Below are 20,962 nucleotides of genomic sequence, written 5' to 3'. Positions count from 1 at the left end.
GTCCGTCCTTCGTCCTTCGCCCCGGTGCTCCCCGGGGCGCCGTCCGGTCCTTCCGGTCCTTCGCGGTCCTTCGCGCCGGTGTCCCGGCTCCTTCCGTCCGGGGCGGCCGTCACGCCAGCACCACCGAGCGGTAGGCCTCGTGGGAGGCGACGAGTTCCGGATGGCTGCCCCGGGCGGTCACCCTTCCCCCGTCGAGCACCACCACGACGTCGGTCCCGGCGAGCAGGGCCGGGCTGGTGGTGACGAGGATCGTGGTGCGGCCCCGGCGCAGCTCGCGCAGCCGGGAGGCGATGCGGGCCTCGGTGACCGCGTCGACGGCCGTGGTCGGGTCGTGGACGACCAGGACCGGGGGGTCGGCGGCGAGCGCGCGGGCGAGCGCGACCCGCTGGCGCTGACCGCCGGAGAGGGAACGGCCCCGCTCGGCGAGGACGGTGTGCACGCCGTCGGGCAGGGCCTCGGCGACGTCGTCCGCCGCGGCGGCGGCGAGCGCCGGCCCGACGTCCGGCGCGCCGTCGCCCGCCCCGGCCCGTACGTTGGCGAGGAGGCTGTCCTCGAACAGGTCGGCGTCGTGGTGGGCGACCAGGACCGCCCGGCGGGCGTCGCCGGGGTCGAGGTCGGCCAGCGGCACGCCGTCGAGCTCCACGCTCCCCGCGTCGGGTTCCCGTTCGCGGCCCAGGCAGAGCAGCAGGTCGTTCGCGGCGGCCGGGTCCCGGGAGACCACGCCGACGACGCTGCCGGGCGCGACGTCGAGGTCCACGCCGCGCAGCGCGCCGTGGGTCAGGCCCCGCAGCCGCAGGCGTCCGGTGACGGGGGAGGGGAGGGGGACCGTCCCCGCGGCGACCGCCGGAGGCGAGGCGAGGACCTCGGCGATCCGGTCGGCCGACGCGCGGGCCTGGGCGAGTTCGCCGTTGACGTAGGCGAGGAGCTGGAAGGGCCCCAGGAGGTACTGGGCGAGGCCGACGGCCGCCACCAGGTCGCCCACGCTGATCGTGCCGCGCATCGCCAGATGGGCGCCGACCAGGCCGATGACCGCGATGAAGACGCCCGTCAGGGCGAGGACGGCCCCGTCGTGCCAGGCCCGGCTGCGGGCCGCCCGCAGCGCCGACGCGAGGGAGCTCCGGCTCGTCTCCCGGTAGCGGGAGACCGCCGCGCGCTCGGCCCCGATGCCCTTCAGGACGCGGAGCCCCGCCACCAGGTCGGCGGCGACGCCCGACGCGTGGGCGGCGTGCTCCTGTTCGACCTCGCTGCGCCGCTCCAGCGGGCGGCTGATGAGGTGGCCGATCCACAGCAGGGGCGGCACGCCGAGGAGGACGAGCAGGCCGAGGGGGACGGAGACGCGGAGCAGGGCCACCGCGCTGACGGCGAGTCCGGCGAGCGCGGACAGCGCGTACGGCAGGGCGGAGGCGACCGAGCCGACCCGGCGGGCGTCACCGGTCGCGACGGCGGTCAGCGCGCCCGGGAGGCGGCCGGCGTCGGCGCCGCCCCTCGGGTCGAGGACCCGGGCGGCGAGGTCCTGCCGGATGCGGTGAGCGGCGTTCTCGCCCGCGCCCTCGGCGAACCGGGCGGAGATCCGGTAGCAGGTGGACAGGACGAGGAAGAGCCCGGCGAGGAGGAGGAGCCGGTGCAGCAGCGCCCCGGAGGAACCGGTTTTTATCGCCTCGTCGATGGCCAGGCCGACGACGACCGGGACGAGGGCCTCGCACCCCTGGTGGGCCACGGCGAGGACCGACGCCCCGCCGATCCGGCGACGCTGGTCGCCGAGTGCTCTTCGGAGGACATGGCCTCCCGTTGGTCCTCCGGCGGGCATGCGGCGCCTCCACGAAGAGAGAGGATGGTTAGGTAAGGCTATCTTAATGATTCGGGGGGTCGAGGGGTCCCGTTACGGCCCTGGGGGACGGGGGGTCCCGCGACGACTCTGGGGGACGGGGGGTCCCGCGACGACTCTGGGGGTCGAGGGGTCCCGCGACGGCCCGTCAGGCGTGGGGAGCGCGCCGGGCCGTGGGCGCGGAGGCCGCGTTGACCAGCCGGGGCCGCCCGGTTAGGCTCACCTAAGTTGTCTTGTCCGGCACGTCGAGCGGCGTGCGGCGCACCCGCCCCGGACCGGTGTCCGGACGGGGCGTGAACCGCCGTCAGGGAGAGTGGCTGTTGTCCGTCGAAACCCGGGCGGAGCACGGAGTGGGGGCCGGCGGGACCGCCGCGCCCCCCGCGCGCCCGGCCGTCAACGCCCTGCGCGGCGCGGGACTCCTCGTGACGCTCGCGGCGCTGCTCCTCGTCTCCCTGGTCAGCGTCTGGACCGGCACCCGGGGAATCCCCTTCGGCTCCACGTGGGACCTCCTGTGGCACCCCGACGGGTCCGAGGCCTCCGTCATCGTCCACGACTACCGGCTCCCCCGCACCCTCCTGGGGCTCCTCGTCGGAACGGCCCTCGGCCTGTCGGGCGCCCTCATGCAGGCCCTGACGCGCAATCCGCTCGCCGACCCCGGCCTCCTCGGGGTGAACCTGGGCGCCTCCGCCGGCGTCGTCGTGGCCATCGCCTTCCTGGGCGTCGCCTCCCCCCTCGGCTACGTCTGGTTCGCCCTCGCCGGGGCGGCCGTCGCCTCGGTCGGCGTCCACCTCCTCGGCTCCTCCGGACGGAAACTCGCCACCCCCGACCGGCTCGTCGTCGCCGGGGCGGCGGTCACCGCCGTCCTGTACGCCTTCAACTGGGGCGTGCTGCTGTTCGACCCGGAGGCCTTCGACCAGTTCCGCTTCTGGACGGTGGGCTCCCTCGCGGGCCGCTACCACGACATCGTCCTCCTCGTCCTGCCGTTCGTCGCCGTCGGCCTGGTCGTCGCGCTCGTCCTCGCCCCCTCCCTCAACGCCCTCGCCATGGGCGACCGGATGGGGCGCGCCCTCGGCGTGAACGTCGGCCGCACCCGGTTCCTCGCCGCCCTCGCCGTGATGCTGCTGTGCGGGGCGGCCACCGCCGCCGCCGGACCGATCGGCTTCGTGGGCCTGGCCGTGCCGCACGTCGCCCGGTTCGTCGTCGGTGCCGACCAGCGCTGGGTCCTCCTGTACTCGGCGCTCCTCGCCCCCGTCCTGCTCATCGGGTCGGACGTCCTCGGCCGCGTCCTCGGCGCTCCCGGCGAGGTGCAGGTCGGCATCGTCACCGCCTTCCTCGGCGCCCCCCTGTTCATCGCGCTCTGCCGCCGGCGGAAGCTGGTCATGCTGTGAGCCCCTTCGTACGGAAGCCGGTCGTGCCCGTGAGCCCCGCCGCAGGGAAGGCCGCGCCGTGAGCGCCGTACGGGAGGCGCGGACCCCCGCGCCCGGACCGGGGGAGGCCCCCGCGCCCCGCCCGGTCGGCGGCCGGGTCGTCCGCGCCGGCCGGGGCGCCGTCTCCCTGCGGATACGGGGCCGCACGGTCGCCGTCACCGTCCTGCTGCTCGCCGCCCTGGTGCTCGTCGTCGGGACCACCCTCACCACCGGGGACTTCCCGCTCACCGTCGGGGAGGTCCTCCGCGCCCTCACCGGCAACGACTCCGGGGCCGCCGACTTCGTCGTCAACACCCTGCGCCTGCCCCGCGTCCTGACCGCGGTGTTCGTCGGCGCGGCCCTCGCCGTGAGCGGGGCGATCCTGCAGAGCCTCACCCGCAACTCCCTCGGCAGCCCCGACGTCATCGGCTTCACCAACGGCTCCGCCGTGGGCGCCCTCGTCGTCATCGTCCTCCTGCACGGCAGCATGACCCAGATCGCCTCCGGCGCCCTGATCGGCGGCCTCGCCACGGCCCTCGCCGTGCACCTCCTCATGATCGGCCGGGGACTCCAGGGGTTCCGGCTCGTCGTCATCGGAGTCGGCGTCAGCGCCCTGCTGCTCGCCGTCAACTCGTACCTGATCACCCGCGCCACCTTCCAGGAGGCCGTCGAGGCCCAGGCGTGGCTGATCGGCAGCCTCGGCAACCGGACGTGGACCCACGCCAACGCCGTCGGACTCGCCCTCGCCGTCCTGCTGCCCCCGGCCCTCCTCCTCTCCCGCCGCCTGGCCCTCGTGGAGATGGGCGACCTCACCGCCACCGCCCTCGGCGTGAACGTCGGCCGCACCCGCACGGCCCTCCTCGTGATCGGCGTCTCCCTGGCCGCGTTCGCCACCGCCGTCACCGGCCCCATCTGGTTCATCGCCCTGGCCGCGCCGCAGGCGGCGCGCCGGCTCACCCGGTCGCCCGAGCCCGCGCTGCTGACCTCCGCCCTCATGGGCGCCGTCCTGCTCGCCCTGAGCGACCTCGCCGTCCAGCGGGCCTTCGCGCCCGCGCTCCTGCCCGTGGGCACGGCGACCGGCGCCCTCGGCGGGATCTACCTCATCTGGCTGCTGATCACCGAGTCGCGAAAGAGCCGCGCATGACCGCAACGAACCCCCCGGGACCCCGGCTCCGCGCCGAGGACCTCACGCTCTCCTACGACCGCCGGACGGTGGCCACCTCCCTCAGCGTCGACATCCCCGACCACTCCTTCACGGTGATCGTCGGGCCCAACGCCTGCGGCAAGTCCACCCTCCTCTCGGCGCTCGCCCGGATGCTCACGCCCCGGGCCGGACAGGTCTACCTCGACGGCGCCGCCATCGCCTCGTACCGCTCGCGCGAGGTCGCCCGCCGGCTCGGCCTGCTCCCGCAGAGCTCCAGCGCGCCCGGCGGCATCACCGTCGGCGACCTCGTCGCCCGCGGCCGCTATCCGCACCAGCGGCTCCTGAGGCAGTGGTCCGCCGAGGACGAGGCGGCCGTGACCGGGGCCATGCGCCAGACGGGCGTCCTCGACCTCGCCGACCGGCCCGTCGACGACCTCAGCGGCGGCCAGCGCCAGCGCGTCTGGCTCTCCATGGTCCTGGCGCAGCAGACCTCCATCCTGCTCCTCGACGAGCCCACCACCTTCCTCGACATCGCCCACCAGGTCGAGGTCCTCGACCTGTGCGCGGCGCTCCACGCCCGCGAGGGGCACACCGTGGTGGCCGTCCTGCACGACCTCAACCAGGCCTGCCGCTACGCCACGCACCTCATCGTGATGCGCCCCGGCGGCGTCATCGCCGCCCAGGGCGACCCGGCCACCGTGATGACCGCCGAACTGGTCGAGGACGTGTTCGGGCTGCCCTGCCGGATCATCGACGACCCCGAGACCGGCACCCCGCTCATGGTGCCCGCCGCGCCCAGGCGGTACGACGCGGAGGGTGCCGGCGGCACGGCGCTCGCCACGGCCCCCTGACCTCCCCGGAGCGGGGCCCGGCGGGAAGCGCCGTGCGCGCCCGGAGCGACCGCGCGCGGACGGTCGCGCCGGGGCCCGCGCCGGCGCGCGGTCACGCGCCCCGGACCCCGGGCGGGGCGGCGGGCCCGGGGCGGAGAGGCCTAGACCCCGGGGTCCGGGACCACGAGCGTGCCCGGCCCGTCCTCGTCGGAGAGACCGCGGAGGAGGGCGTGCGGCACCCTGCCGTCGACGATCCGGGCCCCGCGCACGCCCCCGCGGACCGCCCGCAGGCAGCCCTCCATCTTCGGGACCATGCCGCCGGACAGGCGGGGGAGCAGCGCGTCCAGTTCACCGGCCGTCAGCCGGCCGACGACCTCGGTGCTGCGGGGCCAGTCCGCGTACAGCCCCTCGACGTCGGTCAGGACCACCAGCCGTTCCGCGCCGAGGGCCACGGCGAGCGCGGAGGCCGCGAGGTCGGCGTTGACGTTGTAGACCTCTCCGTCCGCGCCCCGCGCGACGGGCGAGACGACGGGGATGCGGCCGGCGTCCAGGAGGGCGCGCACGGCGGCGGTCTCCACGGCGACGACCTCGCCGACGAGACCGATGTCCACGGGCCTGCCGTCCACCCACGCGGGGCGCCGCACGGCGGTCATGGTGTGCGCGTCCTCGCCCGACAGGCCCACGGCGAAGGGGCCGTGGGCGTTGAGGGCGCCGACGAGCTCGCGTTGCACCTGCCCCGTCAGCACCATGCGGACCACCTCCATGGTCTCGGGCGTGGTCACCCGGAGGCCCGCCTCGAAGCGGACCTCCAGGTCGAGGCGGTCGAGCATGGCGCTGATCTGCGGTCCGCCGCCGTGCACCACGACCGGCCGCAGGCCCGCGTGCCACAGCTCCACGACGTCCTGCGCGAAGGTCCGGTGGAGCGCCGGGTCCACCATGGCGTTGCCGCCGAACTTGACGACGACCGCCCGGCCCCGGAGCCCTCCGGCCGGGAGCGGACCGGGGGCCGGAAGCGGGTCGGAAGCCGGGGGCGCACCGGAAGCCGGGAGCGCGCCGGAGGCCGGGGGCGCACCGGGAGGGGGAAGCGGACCGGGAGCCGGAAGCGGGCCGGGGGCCGGGAGCGCGCCGTTCACGGGGCCACCCCGTTCGTGGGCAGGCCCAGTCCTTCCGGCAGTCCGAGGGCGACGTTCATGCTCTGCACCGCGCCGCCCGCGGTGCCCTTCGTCAGGTTGTCGACGGCGCTCACGCAGACCAGCCGTCCGGCGTCCGGGTCCACGGCGAGCTGCACCTGGACCGTGTTGGAGCCGAGGACGGCTCCGGTCGAGGGCCACTGCCCGGGCGGCAGCAGCCGGACGAACGGCTCGTCGGCGTAGGCGGTCTCGTACACCGCGCGCACCGCGTCCGGTCCCGCCGCGAGCGCTTCGGGGCGGAGGCGGGCCGAGCAGGTGGCGAGGATGCCCCGGGGCATGGGGGCGAGCGTGGGGGTGAAGGAGACGGTGACGCGCTCGCCGGCCGCCAGGGAGAGGTTCTGGACGAGTTCGGGGGTGTGCCGGTGGCCGCCGCCGACTCCGTAGGGGCTCAGGGAGCCCATCACCTCGGCGCCGAGCAGGCGCGGTTCGAGGGCCCGTCCGGCGCCCGACGTCCCGCCGGCCGCGACGACCACGGCCTCCGGCTCGACGAGCCGGGCCGCGTACGCGGGGAACAGCGCGAGCGTGACCGCCGTGGGGTAGCAGCCGGGCACGGCGATCCGCCGGGCTCTCCTCAAGGCGTCGCGGGCGCCCGGGAGTTCGGGCAGGCCGTAGGGCCAGGTGCCGGCGTGGGGGGTGCCGTAGAAGCGTTCCCAGGCCGCGGGGTCGCGCAGCCGGAAGTCCGCCCCGCAGTCCACGACCAGCGCCCCGGGCTCCGCCTCCCGCGCGTACGCGGCGGACCGCCCGTGCGGCAGGGCGAGGAAGATCACGTCGTGACCGCGCAGGGCGGCGGCCGAGGTCTCGTCCAGGACCCGGTCGGCGAGCGCCGCCAGATGGGGCTGCACGGAGCCGAGCGGGCGGCCCGCGCTGCTGTGCGCGGTCACCGCGCCGATCTCCACGCCGGGATGCGACAGCAGCAGGCGCAGGATCTCCCCGCCCGCGTAGCCGCTGGCACCGGCCACCGCGACCCTTACGGTCATCTTCTTCCGTCTCTCTCCGTGCGTAGGGAACGCCGTTCCGGGGCGGGAGCGCGGGACCCGGGCCCCGCTCCGGCGGACGCGGGCCGCGCCACGGGTCCGGCCCGCGCCTCTCCGGTTCCGGACCTCCCCGGTCCGGACCTCCCGGTCCCGTGCGGGCCCGGAGCCGGGCTTCGTTCGCGAAAGCGCTCACGGCTTCTCGGGGAAACGCGAGGGCGGAGGTGCCCACATCCCCTTGCCCCGGACGTGGCTTAGCTGAGCCTAACCTAAGTTGGTCTTGTGCGGGGGCGTCCGGACGGGTCCGCCGACGGGCCGTTCCCGCCGAGCGGCCCGGCCGGGTCCGGCGTAGGGTCCGCCCATGGGACAGCCCGCGGACGCGGACGACGAGGACGTCTTCGGCGGGGGGCGGTGGGACGCCGTCCTCGCCGACACGATGCGCGAGACCGGGGCCTCGGTCGGCCTCGTGTACCTCCGGGTGCCGGGCGAACGGACGCTGCGCCTGGCGCTGGTGTCGGGCGTTCCGCGGGAGATCGCGGCCCCCTGGGTCAGGGTTCCGGTCGACGCGCCGGTCCCCGTGGTCGACGCCATGCGCGACCGGAGGCTCGTGTGGCTGGGCGGCCGGCAGGAGATCGCCACCCGCTACCCGCGCCTGGGGATCGTGCTGCCGTACGACTTCCTGCTCGCGGCCGCCCCGATCGCCGACGACGGCGCCGTGTGGGGCGGAGTCGTCCTGCTGTGGCCGGTCTGGCACCCGCCCCGGCTCGACCGGCACGAGCGCGACGTGCTCGACGCCTGCGGGCGCCGGGCGGCGGACCTCCTGCGCCGGGCGGCCGGCCGGCGGCCGGAGTCCTACCCCTCGGAACCGCGTTTCGTGCGTGCGGACCGGCCCGCGGAGGCCGACCCCGCCCTGGCCCGGGCCGCCCTCCACTTCACCGAACGGCTGCCCGTCGGGTGCTGCGCCCTGGACCTCGACGGACGCCTCACCTTCCTCAACTCCGCCGCGGCGGAGATGGTCGACGCCGGTGCGGCGGCACTGCTCGGCAGGCGTCCGTGGGAGGCGCTGCTCTGGCTGAACGAGCCTGCCTTCGAGGACCGTTACCGCGCGGCGGTGGTCACCCGCCGGCCGACGTCGTTCACCGTCGCGCGACGACCGTCCGTGCGGCTCCTGTTCGAGCTGTATCCGGACGCCACCGGCGTCAGCGTCCACATCACCCGGGTGGCGGGACCCCCCGGGGCGGACGGGGGAGAGGGCGGGGGAGCGGCGTCCGGACCGGGGGAGGAGGACGGGGACGGTGGTGGCGCGTCCGGCGCGGAGGGGAGGGGGGACGGAGCCGCCGTGCCCGTGCCGGGGGTGCTCCCGGCCCCCGTTCCCCCGGCGCCCCCGCCCGGGGAACGGCCCCGGGACGCCGGGGAGTCCGGCCCGTCCGCCCCGCCCTCCCGCCGCGCCCAGCCCGTCGGCGCGGCGGCCGTGTACCACCTCATGCACCTGGCGGCCACCCTGGCGGAGGCGGCCGGCGTCCACGACGTCGTGGACCTCGCCGCCGACCAGATCGTGCCCGCCTTCGGCCCCCGGGGCCTCGTCCTGATGAGCGCGGACGAGGGGCGGCTGCGCATCATCGGGCACCGGGGCTACACCCAGGAGTTCGTGGACCGCTTCGACGGCACGCCCCTGACCGCCGAGGTCGCCGACGCCCGGGTCCTCGCCACCGGCGTGCCGCTCTTCTTCTCCTCGCCGGAGGAGCTGTACCGCGCCCATCCGCACGCCCCGCGCTACGAGGACCGCGCCGCCTGGGCGTTCCTGCCGCTGATCGCCTCCGGCCGCCCGGTGGGCTCCATGATCCTCTCGTACGACCGGCCCCGCCCCTTCCCCGCGTCCGAGCGGGCGCTGCTCACCTCCCTCGCGGGGCTGATCGCCCAGGCCCTCGCCAGGGCGCGGCTCTACGACGCCAGCCACTCCCTGGCGCGCAGTCTCCAGACCAGCCTGCTCCCGCACGGCCTGGCCCCGTTCCCGGGGATCGCGGCCACCGCCCGCTACCTGCCGGCCGGTCACGGCATGGACGTGGGCGGCGACTTCTACGACCTCGTCCGGGTCGCCCCCGACACCGCCATCGCCGTCATCGGCGACGTCCAGGGGCACGACACGAACGCCGCGGCCCTCATGGGGCAGGTGCGCACCGCCGTCCACGCGCACGCGACGGCCGGGGCCTCCCCCGGCGACATCCTCGCCCGTACGAACAGGCTCCTGACCGACCTCGACCCGGGCCGTTTCACCAGCTGTCTGATCGTCGCGCTCGACCTCGTCCGCCACCGCCTCCGGCTCGCCACGGCGGGCCACCCGCCGCCGCTCCTGCGCGCGCCGGACGGGACGACCCGGCTCCTGGAGGTCCCGCCGGGGCTCCTCCTCGGGATCGCGCCGGACGTGGAGTACACCACCGTGGAGGTCCCCTGGGAGCCGGGTGCCGTCCTCGCCCTCCACACCGACGGGCTCGTGGAGGCCCCTGGCACCGACCTCGGCGCCGCCACGGCGGAGCTGGCCGGCCGTCTCGCGCGGTCCCGGCCCGGAGACCTGGACGCCCTCGCGGACGGCCTGATCCGGCACGTGAGGGACCCCGCGCGCCGCACCGACGACGTCGCCCTCCTCCTGGTCCGCCGCGACCCCTGACGCCGCCCCCCTTGCTGTACCTATCGAATATCGATAGCTTGTTATCGGTATTCGATCGAAGGGGATGTCATGGGGAAGTGGACGGTGCTCGCTCTGCGGGCCGTGATCGCGGTGCTGCTCGCCGGTTCGGTCTTCGTGGAGGCGGTGATGGTGCCGCTCCTGGCCGCCGACCTGGAAGGGCTCAGGCCGGAGTACGCCCACCTCCGCACGCCGCTGCCGGTGCTCCTGGTCCTGGCCGCGCTGACGGCCCAGACCGTACTGGTCTGCGTGTGGCGGCTCGTCACGATGGTGCGGCGCGGCACGGTGTTCTCGCACGGCGCCTTCCGGTACGTGGACGCCGTCACGGGCGCCTTCGCGTTCGGCGCCGTCCTGGTGTTCGCGTTCGCCGCCCTCCTGGCCCCCGGCGAGGCCGTCGCCCCCGGTGTCGTCCTCCTGGTCTGCGGGGCGAGCCTGGCGGTCCTGGGCGTGGCCCTGATCGTGCTCGTGCTGCGGACGCTGCTCGCCCAGGCAGTCGAGCGCGAGGCCGAGGCGACGCGGATGCGGGCCGAGCTCGCCGGGGTGATCTGATGCCGGTCGTCGTGGACATCGACGTGATGCTGGCCCGCCGCAAGATGTCCGCGGGCGAACTCGCGGAACGCGTCGGCATCACCCCGGCCAACCTCGCCGTCCTCAAGAACGGCCGCGCCAAGGCGGTGCGGTTCGCCACGCTCGGTGCCCTCTGCGACGCCCTCGACTGCCAGCCCGGCGACCTGCTGCGCTGGGAGGCGGAGGAGCCGGAAGGGGCGGAGAAGCCGGAAGGAGCGCAGGGGCCGGAGGAGGGGGCGGTCGGCGCGGTGGCGGTGGCCGCGGAGAACGGCTGAGGACGCGGAGAACGGCTGAAGGCGCGGCCGGGAGGGACCGCGCGGGCGGCCCCTCCCGGCCCGGAGGGCGGCTGGTGGCGGGGCGTCAGTCCGCCGGGCCCGGGACCGTGCGGGAGAAGTGGCGGGCGGTGGGGACGAGCATCGCGCCGGCCGGTACGAGGAAGCAGGCGGCGGTGCACGCGACGAGGACGGGAGTGACGCCGAACGCCTCCACCGCCGGGGCGATCAGGGCGAGGCCGACCGGGGCGAGGCCGTAGGAGACGAGGAAGTCCAGCGAGGAGACGCGGGCCAGCTTGTCCGGGGCCACCTCGCGCTGTGTCGCCGTGAACCAGGGCACGTTGAAGAGTTCGATGCCGATCCCGGCGACGGCGTACGCGGCGACGACCACGGCCGGGTGCACGGGCAGCGCCAGGCTCAGCGGGGCGAAGCCGTACGCGGCCAGGCCCGCGAAGGCGGCCCATCCCTGGGAGCGCGGCCGCAGCCGGGCGACGGCCAGGGCCCCGCAGAGGGCGCCCACGGTGTACGCGGTCATGGCCGAGGCCAGGACCCATGGGGTGCCGTAGCGGTCCCGGCTGATCAGCGGCAGCGCGACGCCGGTCGCGGAGTAGCCGAGGGTGATGACCGCGACGAGGGCGGCGAGCCCGGCCAGGAACCAGGGGTGCCGGCGCGCCTCGTGTATGCCCTCCAGGAACTCGGCGCGGAACCCGGCGCGTTCGGCGGCCCCGCCGGCCGGTGCGACCGGGTTCGCGCCCCTGCCGGGGGCGAGCGCGGCGACCAGCCAGAGCAGGCCGATGCCGAGCAGCAGCGTGCGGACGTCGAGGACGGCCGCGAGCAGGGCGGTCAGGGCGGGCCCGGCGAGCGTGGAACTCCGCACCGCCAGGGTCATGGCCGCGTTGGCCCGCCGGCGTCCCTCGGGGGCCACGGTCTCGGCCGTGAGCGCCTGGAACGCCGGCCGGCAGGCGCCCTGTCCGGCGCCCGCGAGCGCGGCGGCCGCCGTCATCAGGACGAGGGACCTGCCGAGTCCGGCGGCGAGGAGGGGGGCGGCGGCGGCCGCCGCGAGGGCCGACCCGAGGACGACCGCCCGGCGCGAGTGGCGGTCCGCGAGCACGCCCCCGACGGCGACGGCGGCGAGGAAGCCGGCGGTGCGCGTGGCGAGGACGAGGCCGAGTCCGGCGGCGTCGAGGTCGCGGTGGAGCACGGCGAGTCCCAGGACGAAGGGAAGGGCCCAGGTCGCGAGGCCGGAGGCGGTGGTGCCCGCCCACAGGCGCAGGAACGCCGGGTCGCGGAGGATCGAACGCGGCGGGGGAGCCGGGGACTTGGCCCCCGCCGAAGTGGGTGTGGTCGTCACGGTGCGGATGCTCCTCGGGGACGGGGCGGGCGGCGCCGGAGGCCGCCCGGGGGTCGTTAATGGAAATGATTTCCATTACAGTACCCCTCGAACGCGGCACTCCTGCCCGGTGCGCGACCATGCCCGCCCTTCCAGACCGGAGACCCCATGCGCCACCCCACCCGCCTCGGCATCGCCCTGGCCCTCGCCCTCGCCACCGCCGGCTGCTCCCCGGCGGCCGGCGGGCCCGGGACGGCCGGCCCGGCCGCCACCGGGGCGGTCTCCGTGACCAGTTGCGGCCGCCCGATACGCCTCGCCGCACCCCCGCAACGGGCCGTCGCCCTCGACCAGAGTTCGACGGAGATCCTGCTCGAACTCGGCCTCCAGGACCGGATGGCGGGAACGGCCAACCTCAAGACGAAGATCCCCGCGCGGTACGCCGCCGCCTACGCCGAAGTCCCCGTCATCGCCCCGAAGATCGCCACCGGTGAGCAACTGCGCGCCGCCGCACCCGACTTCGTCGTCGCCGGCTCCACGGACCTCTACACCGGCGACCGGGCCGGCACCCGCGAGGAACTGGACGCCCTGAAGGTCCCCGCCTTCGTCAGCGCCGTCGACTGCCCCCGGCAGAACCCGCCCGGCCGGACCTCCTTCGAACTGCTCTTCTCCGACTACGAGAACCTGGGCCGGATCTTCGGCGTCGGGGAACGGGCCGGCCGGCTCGCCGCCGCCCAGCGGGCCGCCGTCGCGGAGGCCGCCCGGGCCGGGGCCTCCCGGGGCGCGGACCGCCCCACCGTGGTCTACCTCTACTCCGTCTTCAACGGCATGCCGTACGTGGCGGGCGGGACCGGCCTGCCCAGCGAGATGAGCCGCGTCGTCGGCGCGAAGAACGCCTTCGACGACGTCGCCGAGGACTGGCCCGAGGTCTCCTGGGAGGAAGTCGCCGAGCGCGACCCGGACTTCATCGTGATCGGCGACCTCTCCGAACGCGGCCGCCCCGGCGACAGCGCCGCCGAGAAGCGCGCCACCATGGCCCGCCACCCGGTGATCTCCCGCCTCGCCGCCGTCCGCGACGACAGGATCATCGAGGTGCCCGGCATCGAACTGGACCCCTCGGTGCGCTCGGTGCACGCCCTCGGCCTCCTCGCGGACGGCATGAGGAGGCCCGGCCGTGCCCACTGACCCGGCCCTCCGCGAGACCCCGGCGGCCCCGCCGGAACCCACGCCGCCGAACGGCTTCCCGCCCCCGGCCGACCCGCTGCTCCCGGCCGCCAGGACGGAGAGGTCCGGCGGACCCCTCGCCCCCCGCCCCGGGACGCCCGGCCGCCTCCCGGCACTCCTTCCGTCCACCCGCCCCGCGCCCGTCCGGCTGCTCCTCTTCCTCCTCTCCGCCGGCGTCCTGGCCGCCTCGGTCGCGGTGGCCGTGCGCACCGGCACCGCCGACACCGGCTGGTCCGCCCTCGGCCGCGCCCTCGGCACCCGGCTCGGCCTGGACGTCGAACCGCTGCCCCCGCTGCTCGACTCCCTCGTCTGGGACCTGCGGCTGCCCCGGGTCCTGATGGCCGCCCTCGTCGGCGCGTCCCTCGCGGTCTGCGGCACCGTCCTCCAGGCGGTCACCCGCAACGCGCTCGCCGACCCCTACCTCCTCGGCGTCTCGTCGGGCGCCTCGGCGGGAGCCGTCACCGTGATCGTCCTCGGCGTGGGCGCGAGCACCCTCGGGATCACCGGCGGAGCGCTCGCCGGAGCACTGCTCTCCTTCGGGCTCCTCCTGCTGCTGTTGCGGCGCACCGGCCTCGACTCGGTCCGGATCGTCCTCACCGGCGTCGTCGTCGGCCAGCTCTTCGCCGCGCTGACCTCGCTCGTCCTGATGGCCTCGGCCGACGCGGACACCACCCGGGCCGTCACCCACTGGCTCCTCGGCTCGATGGCACCCGCCCGCTGGGACACCGTCGTGGCCTGCGCCGTCGTCACCCCCCTGGGCCTGGCGGCCGCGTGGCTCTGCTCGAACGCCCTCGACGGACTCGCGTTCGGCACCGACACCGCCGCCTCCCTCGGCATCGGCGTGCGGCACACCCGGCTGCTGCTGCTCGCCGTCACGGCCGTCCTGACCGCCGTGGCCGTGGCCACCGTCGGCGCCATCGGCTTCGTCGGCCTGATCGTCCCCCACGGGGCACGGTTCCTCGCCGGGCCCGCGCACCGGGTGCTCGTGCCGTACGCGGCGCTCGCGGGCGCGGTGTTCCTGGTGTGGACCGACGCGCTCGCGCGGACCGCCTTCGCCCCCCGCGAGGTCCCGGTCGGCGTGATCACCGCCCTGCTCGGCGTACCGCTCTTCCTCCTCGTCCTGCGCAGGCGGGGTGAGCTGTGAGGATCACCGCAGAAGCGCTGAGCTGGTCGGTGGCGGGCACCCGCGTCGTCCACGACGTCAGCGCCGACATCGCGCCGGGGGAGACCGTCGGGCTCCTCGGCCCCAACGGCTCGGGGAAGTCCTCGCTGCTGCGCTGCCTGGCCGGACTGCGGACCCCCGACACCGGCACGGTCCGGTACGACGGCGCGTCCGTACGGGACTGGAGCGCGCGCCGGATCGCCCGTCACGTCGCCTTCGTGGAACAGGACTCGGCCGCCGACAGCGACCTGCGGGTCGCCGACGTCGTCGGCCTGGGACGGACCCCGTTCCGCGACCGCTGGCGCGGACCGGACGCGAACGACCGCGCGGTGGTCGCCGCCGCCCTCGAACGCCTCGGCCTCACCGCGCTCGCCGGCCGCTCCTGGAAGGCCCTGTCGGGCGGCGAACGCCAACGCGCCCACATCGCCCGCGCCCTGGCCCAGCAACCGTACGGACTGCTCCTGGACGAACCCACCAACCACCTCGACGTCCGCCACCGGCTGGAGCTGATGGAGCTCCTGGCCGGCGCCGGCCGGACGGTCCTGGTCGCCCTGCACGACCTGTCGCTCGCCGCCCGGTACTGCGACCGGCTGCTGCTCCTGCACCACGGCCGCCTGGTCGCCTCCGGCACCCCCGCCCGGGTCCTCACCGCCGAACGGCTCGCGGAGGTCTTCGAGGTGGACGCCGCGCTCACCACCGACGCCCTGGGCCACCCCACCGTCACCTACCGGGGCCCGCTCGGCGCCTCCCGCCCGTGAACCGCCTGTCCCCCTGCCGAAAGGAAAGAACGATGTCCCGAACCACTCCGACTCCCGCCACCCCCACCCCTCCCGCCGCCCCCGCCCCTCCCGCCGCCCCCGCGACGACGGCGACGACCGTCGACGCCCTCGTCGAGGAGGTCCTCGCGGGCGCCCACGGCCCGCTGCCCTCCCGGTCCGTCGCCACCAGCGTCTTCTGGATCCACCACGGCACCCGGCTGGCCGGCGGCGACACCACCTACCTCAACCAGTACGTGCTCGTCCGGCTCGGCGGCTCCTTCGGCGGCTGCGCCTTCGAGGCCGGCGACATCGACCCGGAGATCTGCCGCGAGGCGTCCGGCGCCCCGCTCGACGTCCTGCTGCGCGACGCGCCCCGCCCGCTCCGGATCGCCGCGCTGGACGCCCACCTCTCCGAGGCCCGCCCCCACCGCACCGCCGACGGCGCCGAGCCCGTCGTCCTGCCCGCCGGCACCCCCGAGGTCCGCGCGCGGGCCCGGGACACGGCCATCGCCGGCCTCCTCGACGTCGAACCGGGCACCGAGGTCGGCCTCATCGGCGTCGTCAACCCCCTGGTCGCGGCCATCCGCGAACGCGGCGGCACCCCGCTGCCCTGCGACTTCAACCTGCGGACCACCCAGTGGGGCGACCCCGTCACCGCCGACATGCACGAGGTCCTGGACCGCGCGCAGGCCGTCGTGGCCACCGGAATGACCCTCGGCAACGGCTCGTTCGACACCGTCCTGGAGCGCTGCCGCACCCGGGGCGTCCCGCTCGTCGTCTACGCGCAGTCCGGCAGCGCCGTGGCCCGCGCCTTCCTCGGCGCGGGCGTCACCGCCCTCTCCGCCGAACCGTTCCCCTTCTCCCAGTTCAGCGCCGGGGAAACGGTCCTGTACCGCTACCGGACGGCGGCCGGCGCGTGATCCCCACAGGCCCGGCGACCACTCCTCCCCCCGCCGCGCTCCCGGCACCCGTCCGCACCGGCACCGGGTCCGCCCCCCGCCACCACGGCGAACTCCTCCAGGGCGTCTTCCTCGACGCCTCCGGACACCGGTGCGCGGGCCTGGTCACCCTCCCGCTGCCGGGCCCGGGCAGCGGCGCCGTGTTCGTCCCCCGGCCCGGCACGCCGCCCCGGGCGCTCACCGTCGTCCCCGCCGGGCGCGTCAAAGCGGCCAGGGCCGCCGCCCTCGCGGTGGCGGAGTGCGCGGCACGGACCGGCCGGCCCGCCTGCGGCGGGGAGGTGCGGCTCACCGGGGACATCCCGGTGGGCCTGGGCATGGGCAGTTCCACCAGCGACGTCATCGCCACCCTGCGCGCGGTCGCCGACGCGTACGGCCTGCGGCTCGACCCCGGCACCGTCGCCCGCCTCGCCGTGCGCGCCGAGACCGCCTCCGACCCGCTGATGCTCGACGGCCGCCCGGTCCTCTTCGCCCAGCGGGAGGGCCGCGTCCTCGAAGTCCTCGGCCCCGCCCTGCCCCCGCTGACCGTGGTGGGCTGCCTCCTCGGCGGAGGAGCGCCCGTGGACACCCTCTCCCTGCCCGCGCCCGAACCCGACGACGCCGACGTGCGGGCCGGGGAGCGGTCGCGCGCGCTGCTGCGCCGGGCGGTCGCCACCGGGGACGTGCGCCTCCTCGGCGCCGTCGCCACCGCCAGCGCCCGGCGCGGCCTGCGGAGGCTCGGCCACCCCGAGTTCGAGGCCCTGACCGGCATCGCCCGGCGGGCCGGGGCGGCCGGGGTGCAGATCGCGCACAGCGGCGCCGTCGCGGGCGTCCTCTTCGACCCGGCCGTTCCCGGCCTGCGCCGCCGCCTGGACGGCTGTCTGCGCGCCCTGGACGCCCACGGCATCCCCACCACCCGTACCTTCACCACCAGCAAGGAGCTTCCGCATGGACCAGCACGTCGCGGAGTCGGTCGGCAGACCGGACCTGATACGGCTCGACGAACGGCTCGTCTGCCTGCGCTTTGAGACGATGAAGGTGGTGTCCGCCCTCGCGGCCGTGCGCCATCTGCTCGACACCCGGACGGTCCGCCCCGGCGACACCCTGGTCGACAGCTCCAGCGGCATCTACGCGTACGCCCTCGCCCTGGCCTGCCACCGCTACGGGATGCGCTGCCACATCGTCGGCTCGGCGACGGTGGACCGCACCCTGCGGGTCCAGCTCGCCGTCCTCGGGGCGACGCTGGAGCAGATGGAACCCTGCGACGACCTCAAACTCGACCAGAAGCGCCGGGTCGGGCGCATCCGCGAAATCCTCGCCGAACACCCCGAGTACCACTGGATGCGGCAGTACCACGACGCCATCCACTACCTGGGATACCGGAGCGTCGCCGACCGCGTCCGCGAGGAGATCGGGACGGACGGGATCACCCTCGTCGGCGGGGTCGGCTCGGGAGCCTCCACGGGCGCCCTCGCCCGCCGGCTGCGCGAGGCCCCCGGCGCCGACGTCGAACTCGTCGGGGTCCAGCCGTACGGCAGCGTCACCTTCGGCGCCGCGCACGTCTCCGACCCCGAGATCATCATCGCCGGGATCGGCAGCTCCATCCCCTTCGGGAACGTCTCCCACGAGCTGTACGACGTCCTGCACTGGATCTCGTTCGACGCGGCCCTCGCCGGGAGCGTCGACCTGCTGCGGCGCCACGCGGTCTTCGCCGGCCTGTCGGCCGGCGCCGGCTACCTCGCCGCCCGCCACGAACGCGCGCGGACCCCCGGACGCACGGTCCTCCTCGTCGCCGCCGACACCGGGCACCGCTACGTCGAGACGGTGTACGCCCGTCACCGCGAGGCCGCGCGGATCGAGGACCTCGCCCCGCGCGACGTGACCGACCGGAGCGCCCTCGACCTGCCGTGGTCCCGGATGCGGTGGAACCGGGCCCCGGCGCCGTGACGCCCCGCCCTCAGGAGGACAGGGGCGTCCGGAGCGCGCTCCCGCCGCCCGCCCAGGCGTCCAGCACCCGGGCGCCGAGCCGGTCCTCCAGGAACCCGGTCGCCGCGATGCCGAAGGCGACGTCGGGGGCGAGGTCCGGTTCGTCCTCCAGGAGGCCGCCCACGACCTCCCGGCGCACCAGCTGCTCGTGGACCGCGTCGGCCTCCACGTGCTCGTCGTAGTACCGCTCCGCCGCCGGCCCCGCGCCCGTCCGCCGCATGGCCGTGACGAGCCGGGCCGCCGCGGGCGGCGAGGTCACCTCGACGACGGCGAAGTGCCCCACGAGGGCGCCGCGCAGCCGCCGGTGCAGACCGAACAGGGACGACAGGTTGGCGACGGCCAGCGCCTCGGCGCCGGCCGCCTCCACGTACCCGCCGTACTCCGGGTCGAGCCCCAGGTCCGCCATGAGTTCCGCGTAGAGCCGCTCGTGCATGTGCTCGGCGCGCCCGCAGCCGAACTCGTCGTACTCGATCGCGACCATCGCCGCCTTGGCCCGGCCGCGCAGCCGGGGGACGACCCACAGGTACGGGTCGGCCTCCCGGAGCTGGGTCACGGAACGCAGCGCCGCGTACTCGCGCACCTGCCACCACTCGCCCCGCGAGGCGAGGAGCGCCGAGACGCCGGTGGCCTCGGCCGGCTCCACCAGCAGGGCGCCCAGCTCCTCGTCCACGTCCCGGTGGTCGCGGCAGTCGTGGCGCAGCGCGCTCTCGAAGCGGTGCTCCAGGAGGGCGCGGGTCCTGAGCAGGTGCGGGTCCCATTCGAGGGCGTCGGGAACCCCGTCCCAGCCCCGGTGGTGCAGGCCGTAGCAGAGGTGGAGGGCGAGGTGCAGGTCCTCGCCGTACGGGTCGAGGCGCGCGGCGTCCGTGCCGTCCGGCAGCGACCCGGCGTCCCCCAGCAGGCGCCGCCGGACCGCCCCCGACACCTCGCCGCGGGCTTCGGGCATCCGGGGCGCACGAGTGCGCGGGGGCGTGAGCCTCGGGGCGGCGGTCACGAGTCCCGGCCTTCCGCCGTGCCGCCCGCCGGGCGGGAGCGCCGCTCCCGGCGGCGGTGGCTGGTGTCGCAGAACGGCGCCCGCCTGCTCCGCCGGCACATGCACAGGGCGACCACGGGCCGCTCGCAGTGCCGCACCGACCCGTCGGGCATGAGGACGTCCACCGGCCCCTCCACGAGCATCGGCCCGTCCTCGAGCGGCCTGAGGAGGGGCGGTCCGGTCCGCGGGGGGCCGCCGTCCGCCCGCACCGCCCGCGCGGCCTCGGACCGCGTGTCGGGGAAGGCCCGGGAAGCCGGGGAATCCGGGGAAGGGGACACCACACACCACCTGTCGGTTCTCGGATCGTTCTCGTGAGCGGCTGCCCGGACGGCCCCCGTCCATGCGCGGGCGGCGGGAAGGGGCGTCACGCGCGGGACGCGCGGATCACCACCAGCTCCTCGGCACGGGTGCCGGGCGGGACGAGGCCCCGGGCGGCGAACCAGTCCTCGCGGGAGGACATGACCGGCCCGAAGGGCTGGACGCGGCGGTCGGTCACCCGGGCGCGCAGCCCGGCCCGGCGCAGCCCGTCCAGGGTGGCCGTCACCCCGGAGAGCGACGACTGGACGACGAGCAGGGTGCCGGTGGGCGTGAGCAGTCCCGGCACCCGGGCGCAGACCCGGTCCAGGAGCAGCCGCCCGTCCGTGCCCGCGTCCCACGCGCGCCGGGGCCCGCGCGTGGGGAGCGCCGGGTCCTCGCACGGCACGTACGGGGGGTTCACCGTGATCAGGTCGAAGCGTTCGCGTGCCACCGGGGCGTCCAGGTCGCCCCGGAAGAGCCGCACCCGGCAGCGGTGCCGGAGCGCGTTGAGCCGTGCCGTGGCGACGGCGGCCCGCGAGATGTCCACGGCGGTGGCCCGGGTGCCGCGCAGGGCGGAGGCGACGGCGACGACGCCCGTTCCCGTGCACAGGTCGAGCGACCGGGCGCCGTGCGGAAGTTCCTCCCGCGCCAGTCGCGAAAGGAGCAGCGCGGTGTCGCCCTGGGGCGCGTACACCCCGGGGAGCCGGTACACCCGGGGCGGCTCCGCCGTCCCGCCCCGGAGGGCGGTGGTGGTGCCCTCGTCCACGGAGGGGGTCACTTGGGTCACGGGATCACCTTCCTGCCGGAACCGGAACCGGAACCGAGGCCGGAACCGGGGCCGGGGCGTCCGGGGCCCCGGACTCCCGGTCCACCGGCGCCCACGCTTCTCCGCCGCACGTCGTCGGCGCGCTCACGGTCCCGTTCCTCAACGGCCCCGCCCCTGCTCGGAGGAGTCGGCGGGCGGCTGCCAGGAGTCCCGCTTCGCCTCCGAGGCCGGCGGCTGCGCGACCCGGGAGGGCTGGCGCCGCTTGCCCACCCGCCGGGAACCCCACCAGAACGCGCCGATCAGCAGGGCGGCCACCACGATCCCGACCACCGGCAGCAGCATCGAGGAGGACCCCTCGGCGGCCAGCGGGAAGGACTGCGGGGAGGCGGACAGAGTCGAAAGGAGCATGATCGCCCTTCCTGTCGGGGACGGGACCGGCCAGTTCAGAACGGCGGGTACCCCCGAGGAGATGAACCATTCGCGCCGCTCTTCTCCGCCCCGCCCCGGCCCCCCAGGACCGGGCCGGACCGGACCGCGCGGAGCCGGCGTCGTCCCGCCCGCCCGTCGGGGGACGCCTCCCCGGCGGGCG

Annotated in this window: 20 protein-coding genes; 12 read left to right on the top strand and 8 right to left on the bottom strand. The window is 76.2% G+C overall.

Annotation, left to right across the window (positions count from 1 at the left end):
• Positions 1-109: 109 nt before the first annotated feature.
• Complete coding sequence (locus tag ACZ3IL_RS25605; protein ID WP_467393839.1) at positions 110-1,807, bottom strand: ABC transporter ATP-binding protein; 1,698 nt, start codon at positions 1,805-1,807, stop codon at positions 110-112.
• Between the two features lie 338 nt (positions 1,808-2,145).
• On the opposite strand from ACZ3IL_RS25605, the gene ACZ3IL_RS25600 reads away from it, so the two are divergent.
• The 3 genes from ACZ3IL_RS25600 to ACZ3IL_RS25590 are packed head-to-tail and all read left to right on the top strand — an operon-like array spanning position 2,146 to position 5,226.
• Positions 2,146-3,213 carry a FecCD family ABC transporter permease gene (locus ACZ3IL_RS25600; protein ID WP_467393837.1) on the top strand — a complete coding sequence of 356 codons (1,068 nt, stop codon included), beginning with the start codon at positions 2,146-2,148 and terminating at the stop codon, positions 3,211-3,213.
• A 58-nt stretch (positions 3,214-3,271) separates the two neighbouring features.
• The gene (locus ACZ3IL_RS25595) at positions 3,272-4,375 is read left to right on the top strand and encodes a FecCD family ABC transporter permease (protein WP_467393835.1); all 1,104 of its coding nucleotides are present in this window, start codon (positions 3,272-3,274) and stop codon (positions 4,373-4,375) included.
• Positions 4,372-5,226 carry an ABC transporter ATP-binding protein gene (locus ACZ3IL_RS25590; protein ID WP_467393833.1) on the top strand — a complete coding sequence of 285 codons (855 nt, stop codon included), beginning with the start codon at positions 4,372-4,374 and terminating at the stop codon, positions 5,224-5,226. Before ACZ3IL_RS25595 ends, ACZ3IL_RS25590 begins: the two co-directional genes overlap by 4 nt.
• A gap of 140 nt (positions 5,227-5,366) precedes the next feature.
• Here ACZ3IL_RS25590 and argB read toward each other — a convergent pair whose 3' ends face one another.
• Together argB and argC are read right to left on the bottom strand one after the other, a co-directional pair.
• The gene (argB, locus tag ACZ3IL_RS25585) at positions 5,367-6,338 is read right to left on the bottom strand and encodes an acetylglutamate kinase (RefSeq protein ID WP_467393831.1); all 972 of its coding nucleotides are present in this window, start codon (positions 6,336-6,338) and stop codon (positions 5,367-5,369) included.
• Positions 6,335-7,372 (bottom strand): N-acetyl-gamma-glutamyl-phosphate reductase, encoded by a 1,038-nt coding sequence (argC, locus tag ACZ3IL_RS25580; protein WP_467393829.1) that lies wholly within the window; start codon positions 7,370-7,372, stop codon positions 6,335-6,337. Before argC ends, argB begins: the two co-directional genes overlap by 4 nt.
• A 355-nt stretch (positions 7,373-7,727) precedes the next feature.
• On the opposite strand from argC, the gene ACZ3IL_RS25575 reads away from it, so the two are divergent.
• From ACZ3IL_RS25575 to ACZ3IL_RS25565, 3 genes are all read left to right on the top strand, one after another.
• Positions 7,728-10,031 (top strand): SpoIIE family protein phosphatase, encoded by a 2,304-nt coding sequence (locus ACZ3IL_RS25575; protein WP_467393827.1) that lies wholly within the window; start codon positions 7,728-7,730, stop codon positions 10,029-10,031.
• A 69-nt stretch (positions 10,032-10,100) separates the two neighbouring features.
• Positions 10,101-10,598 carry a DUF2975 domain-containing protein gene (locus tag ACZ3IL_RS25570; RefSeq protein ID WP_467393825.1) on the top strand — a complete coding sequence of 166 codons (498 nt, stop codon included), beginning with the start codon at positions 10,101-10,103 and terminating at the stop codon, positions 10,596-10,598.
• Complete coding sequence (locus ACZ3IL_RS25565; protein ID WP_467393823.1) at positions 10,598-10,891, top strand: helix-turn-helix domain-containing protein; 294 nt, start codon at positions 10,598-10,600, stop codon at positions 10,889-10,891. Before ACZ3IL_RS25570 ends, ACZ3IL_RS25565 begins: the two co-directional genes overlap by 1 nt.
• Positions 10,892-10,976: 85 nt before the next feature.
• Here the strand turns inward: ACZ3IL_RS25565 and ACZ3IL_RS25560 are convergent, their stop codons facing one another.
• On the bottom strand, positions 10,977-12,239 hold the full coding sequence (locus ACZ3IL_RS25560) for an MFS transporter (RefSeq protein ID WP_467393821.1): 1,263 nt from the start codon (positions 12,237-12,239) through the stop codon (positions 10,977-10,979).
• Between the two features lie 147 nt (positions 12,240-12,386).
• Between ACZ3IL_RS25560 and ACZ3IL_RS25555 the strand changes: the two genes are divergently transcribed.
• Genes ACZ3IL_RS25555 through ACZ3IL_RS25530 form a run of 6 tightly spaced genes read left to right on the top strand, consistent with a single transcriptional unit; the run spans position 12,387 to position 18,241 of the window.
• On the top strand, positions 12,387-13,400 hold the full coding sequence (locus ACZ3IL_RS25555; RefSeq protein ID WP_467393819.1) for an ABC transporter substrate-binding protein: 1,014 nt from the start codon (positions 12,387-12,389) through the stop codon (positions 13,398-13,400).
• On the top strand, positions 13,390-14,583 hold the full coding sequence (locus tag ACZ3IL_RS25550; RefSeq protein WP_467393817.1) for a FecCD family ABC transporter permease: 1,194 nt from the start codon (positions 13,390-13,392) through the stop codon (positions 14,581-14,583). Before ACZ3IL_RS25555 ends, ACZ3IL_RS25550 begins: the two co-directional genes overlap by 11 nt.
• Complete coding sequence (locus ACZ3IL_RS25545) at positions 14,580-15,359, top strand: ABC transporter ATP-binding protein (protein WP_467393815.1); 780 nt, start codon at positions 14,580-14,582, stop codon at positions 15,357-15,359. The genes ACZ3IL_RS25550 and ACZ3IL_RS25545 overlap by 4 nt, the downstream gene beginning before the upstream one ends.
• 32 nt (positions 15,360-15,391) lie before the next feature.
• Positions 15,392-16,279 (top strand): Rossmann-like domain-containing protein, encoded by an 888-nt coding sequence (locus ACZ3IL_RS25540; protein ID WP_467393813.1) that lies wholly within the window; start codon positions 15,392-15,394, stop codon positions 16,277-16,279.
• Positions 16,276-17,322, top strand: a complete 1,047-nt coding sequence (locus ACZ3IL_RS25535) for a GHMP family kinase ATP-binding protein (RefSeq protein WP_467393811.1) — start codon at positions 16,276-16,278, stop codon at positions 17,320-17,322. Before ACZ3IL_RS25540 ends, ACZ3IL_RS25535 begins: the two co-directional genes overlap by 4 nt.
• On the top strand, positions 17,243-18,241 hold the full coding sequence (locus ACZ3IL_RS25530) for a pyridoxal-phosphate dependent enzyme (protein WP_467393809.1): 999 nt from the start codon (positions 17,243-17,245) through the stop codon (positions 18,239-18,241). Before ACZ3IL_RS25535 ends, ACZ3IL_RS25530 begins: the two co-directional genes overlap by 80 nt.
• A gap of 10 nt (positions 18,242-18,251) precedes the next feature.
• Here ACZ3IL_RS25530 and ACZ3IL_RS25525 read toward each other — a convergent pair whose 3' ends face one another.
• The 4 genes from ACZ3IL_RS25525 to ACZ3IL_RS25510 form a co-directional block, all read right to left on the bottom strand.
• Positions 18,252-19,223, bottom strand: a complete 972-nt coding sequence (locus tag ACZ3IL_RS25525) for an iron-containing redox enzyme family protein (RefSeq protein ID WP_467393807.1) — start codon at positions 19,221-19,223, stop codon at positions 18,252-18,254.
• Positions 19,224-19,267: 44 nt separating this feature from the next.
• The gene (locus ACZ3IL_RS25520) at positions 19,268-19,453 is read right to left on the bottom strand and encodes a CDGSH iron-sulfur domain-containing protein (protein ID WP_467393805.1); all 186 of its coding nucleotides are present in this window, start codon (positions 19,451-19,453) and stop codon (positions 19,268-19,270) included.
• Positions 19,454-19,674: 221 nt separating this feature from the next.
• A complete protein-coding gene (locus ACZ3IL_RS25515) occupies positions 19,675-20,319 on the bottom strand; it encodes a HemK2/MTQ2 family protein methyltransferase (protein ID WP_467393968.1) in 645 nt (214 codons plus the stop codon).
• A 213-nt stretch (positions 20,320-20,532) separates the two neighbouring features.
• A complete protein-coding gene (locus tag ACZ3IL_RS25510; RefSeq protein WP_467393803.1) occupies positions 20,533-20,781 on the bottom strand; it encodes a DUF6479 family protein in 249 nt (82 codons plus the stop codon).
• Positions 20,782-20,962 lie beyond the last annotated feature (181 nt).

It is taken from the genome of Streptomyces sp. NPDC014907, assembly GCF_055562975.1.
The sequence above is the reverse complement of the archived record's forward strand: the minus strand, read 5'-3'. Positions and strand labels throughout refer to the sequence as shown.

Coding starts and splice junctions, on each gene's coding strand:
- ACZ3IL_RS25605 (WP_467393839.1), bottom strand. CDS start 1,807: ATGCCCGCCGGAGGACCAACGGGAGGCCATGTCCTCCGAAGAGCACTC.
- ACZ3IL_RS25590 (WP_467393833.1), top strand. CDS start 4,372: ATGACCGCAACGAACCCCCCGGGACCCCGGCTCCGCGCCGAGGACCTC.
- argC (WP_467393829.1), bottom strand. CDS start 7,372: ATGACCGTAAGGGTCGCGGTGGCCGGTGCCAGCGGCTACGCGGGCGGG.
- ACZ3IL_RS25575 (WP_467393827.1), top strand. CDS start 7,728: ATGGGACAGCCCGCGGACGCGGACGACGAGGACGTCTTCGGCGGGGGG.
- ACZ3IL_RS25570 (WP_467393825.1), top strand. CDS start 10,101: ATGGGGAAGTGGACGGTGCTCGCTCTGCGGGCCGTGATCGCGGTGCTG.
- ACZ3IL_RS25565 (WP_467393823.1), top strand. CDS start 10,598: ATGCCGGTCGTCGTGGACATCGACGTGATGCTGGCCCGCCGCAAGATG.
- ACZ3IL_RS25555 (WP_467393819.1), top strand. CDS start 12,387: ATGCGCCACCCCACCCGCCTCGGCATCGCCCTGGCCCTCGCCCTCGCC.
- ACZ3IL_RS25540 (WP_467393813.1), top strand. CDS start 15,392: ATGTCCCGAACCACTCCGACTCCCGCCACCCCCACCCCTCCCGCCGCC.
- ACZ3IL_RS25530 (WP_467393809.1), top strand. CDS start 17,243: ATGGACCAGCACGTCGCGGAGTCGGTCGGCAGACCGGACCTGATACGG.
- ACZ3IL_RS25525 (WP_467393807.1), bottom strand. CDS start 19,223: ATGCCCGAAGCCCGCGGCGAGGTGTCGGGGGCGGTCCGGCGGCGCCTG.
- ACZ3IL_RS25520 (WP_467393805.1), bottom strand. CDS start 19,453: ATGCTCGTGGAGGGGCCGGTGGACGTCCTCATGCCCGACGGGTCGGTG.
- ACZ3IL_RS25510 (WP_467393803.1), bottom strand. CDS start 20,781: ATGCTCCTTTCGACTCTGTCCGCCTCCCCGCAGTCCTTCCCGCTGGCC.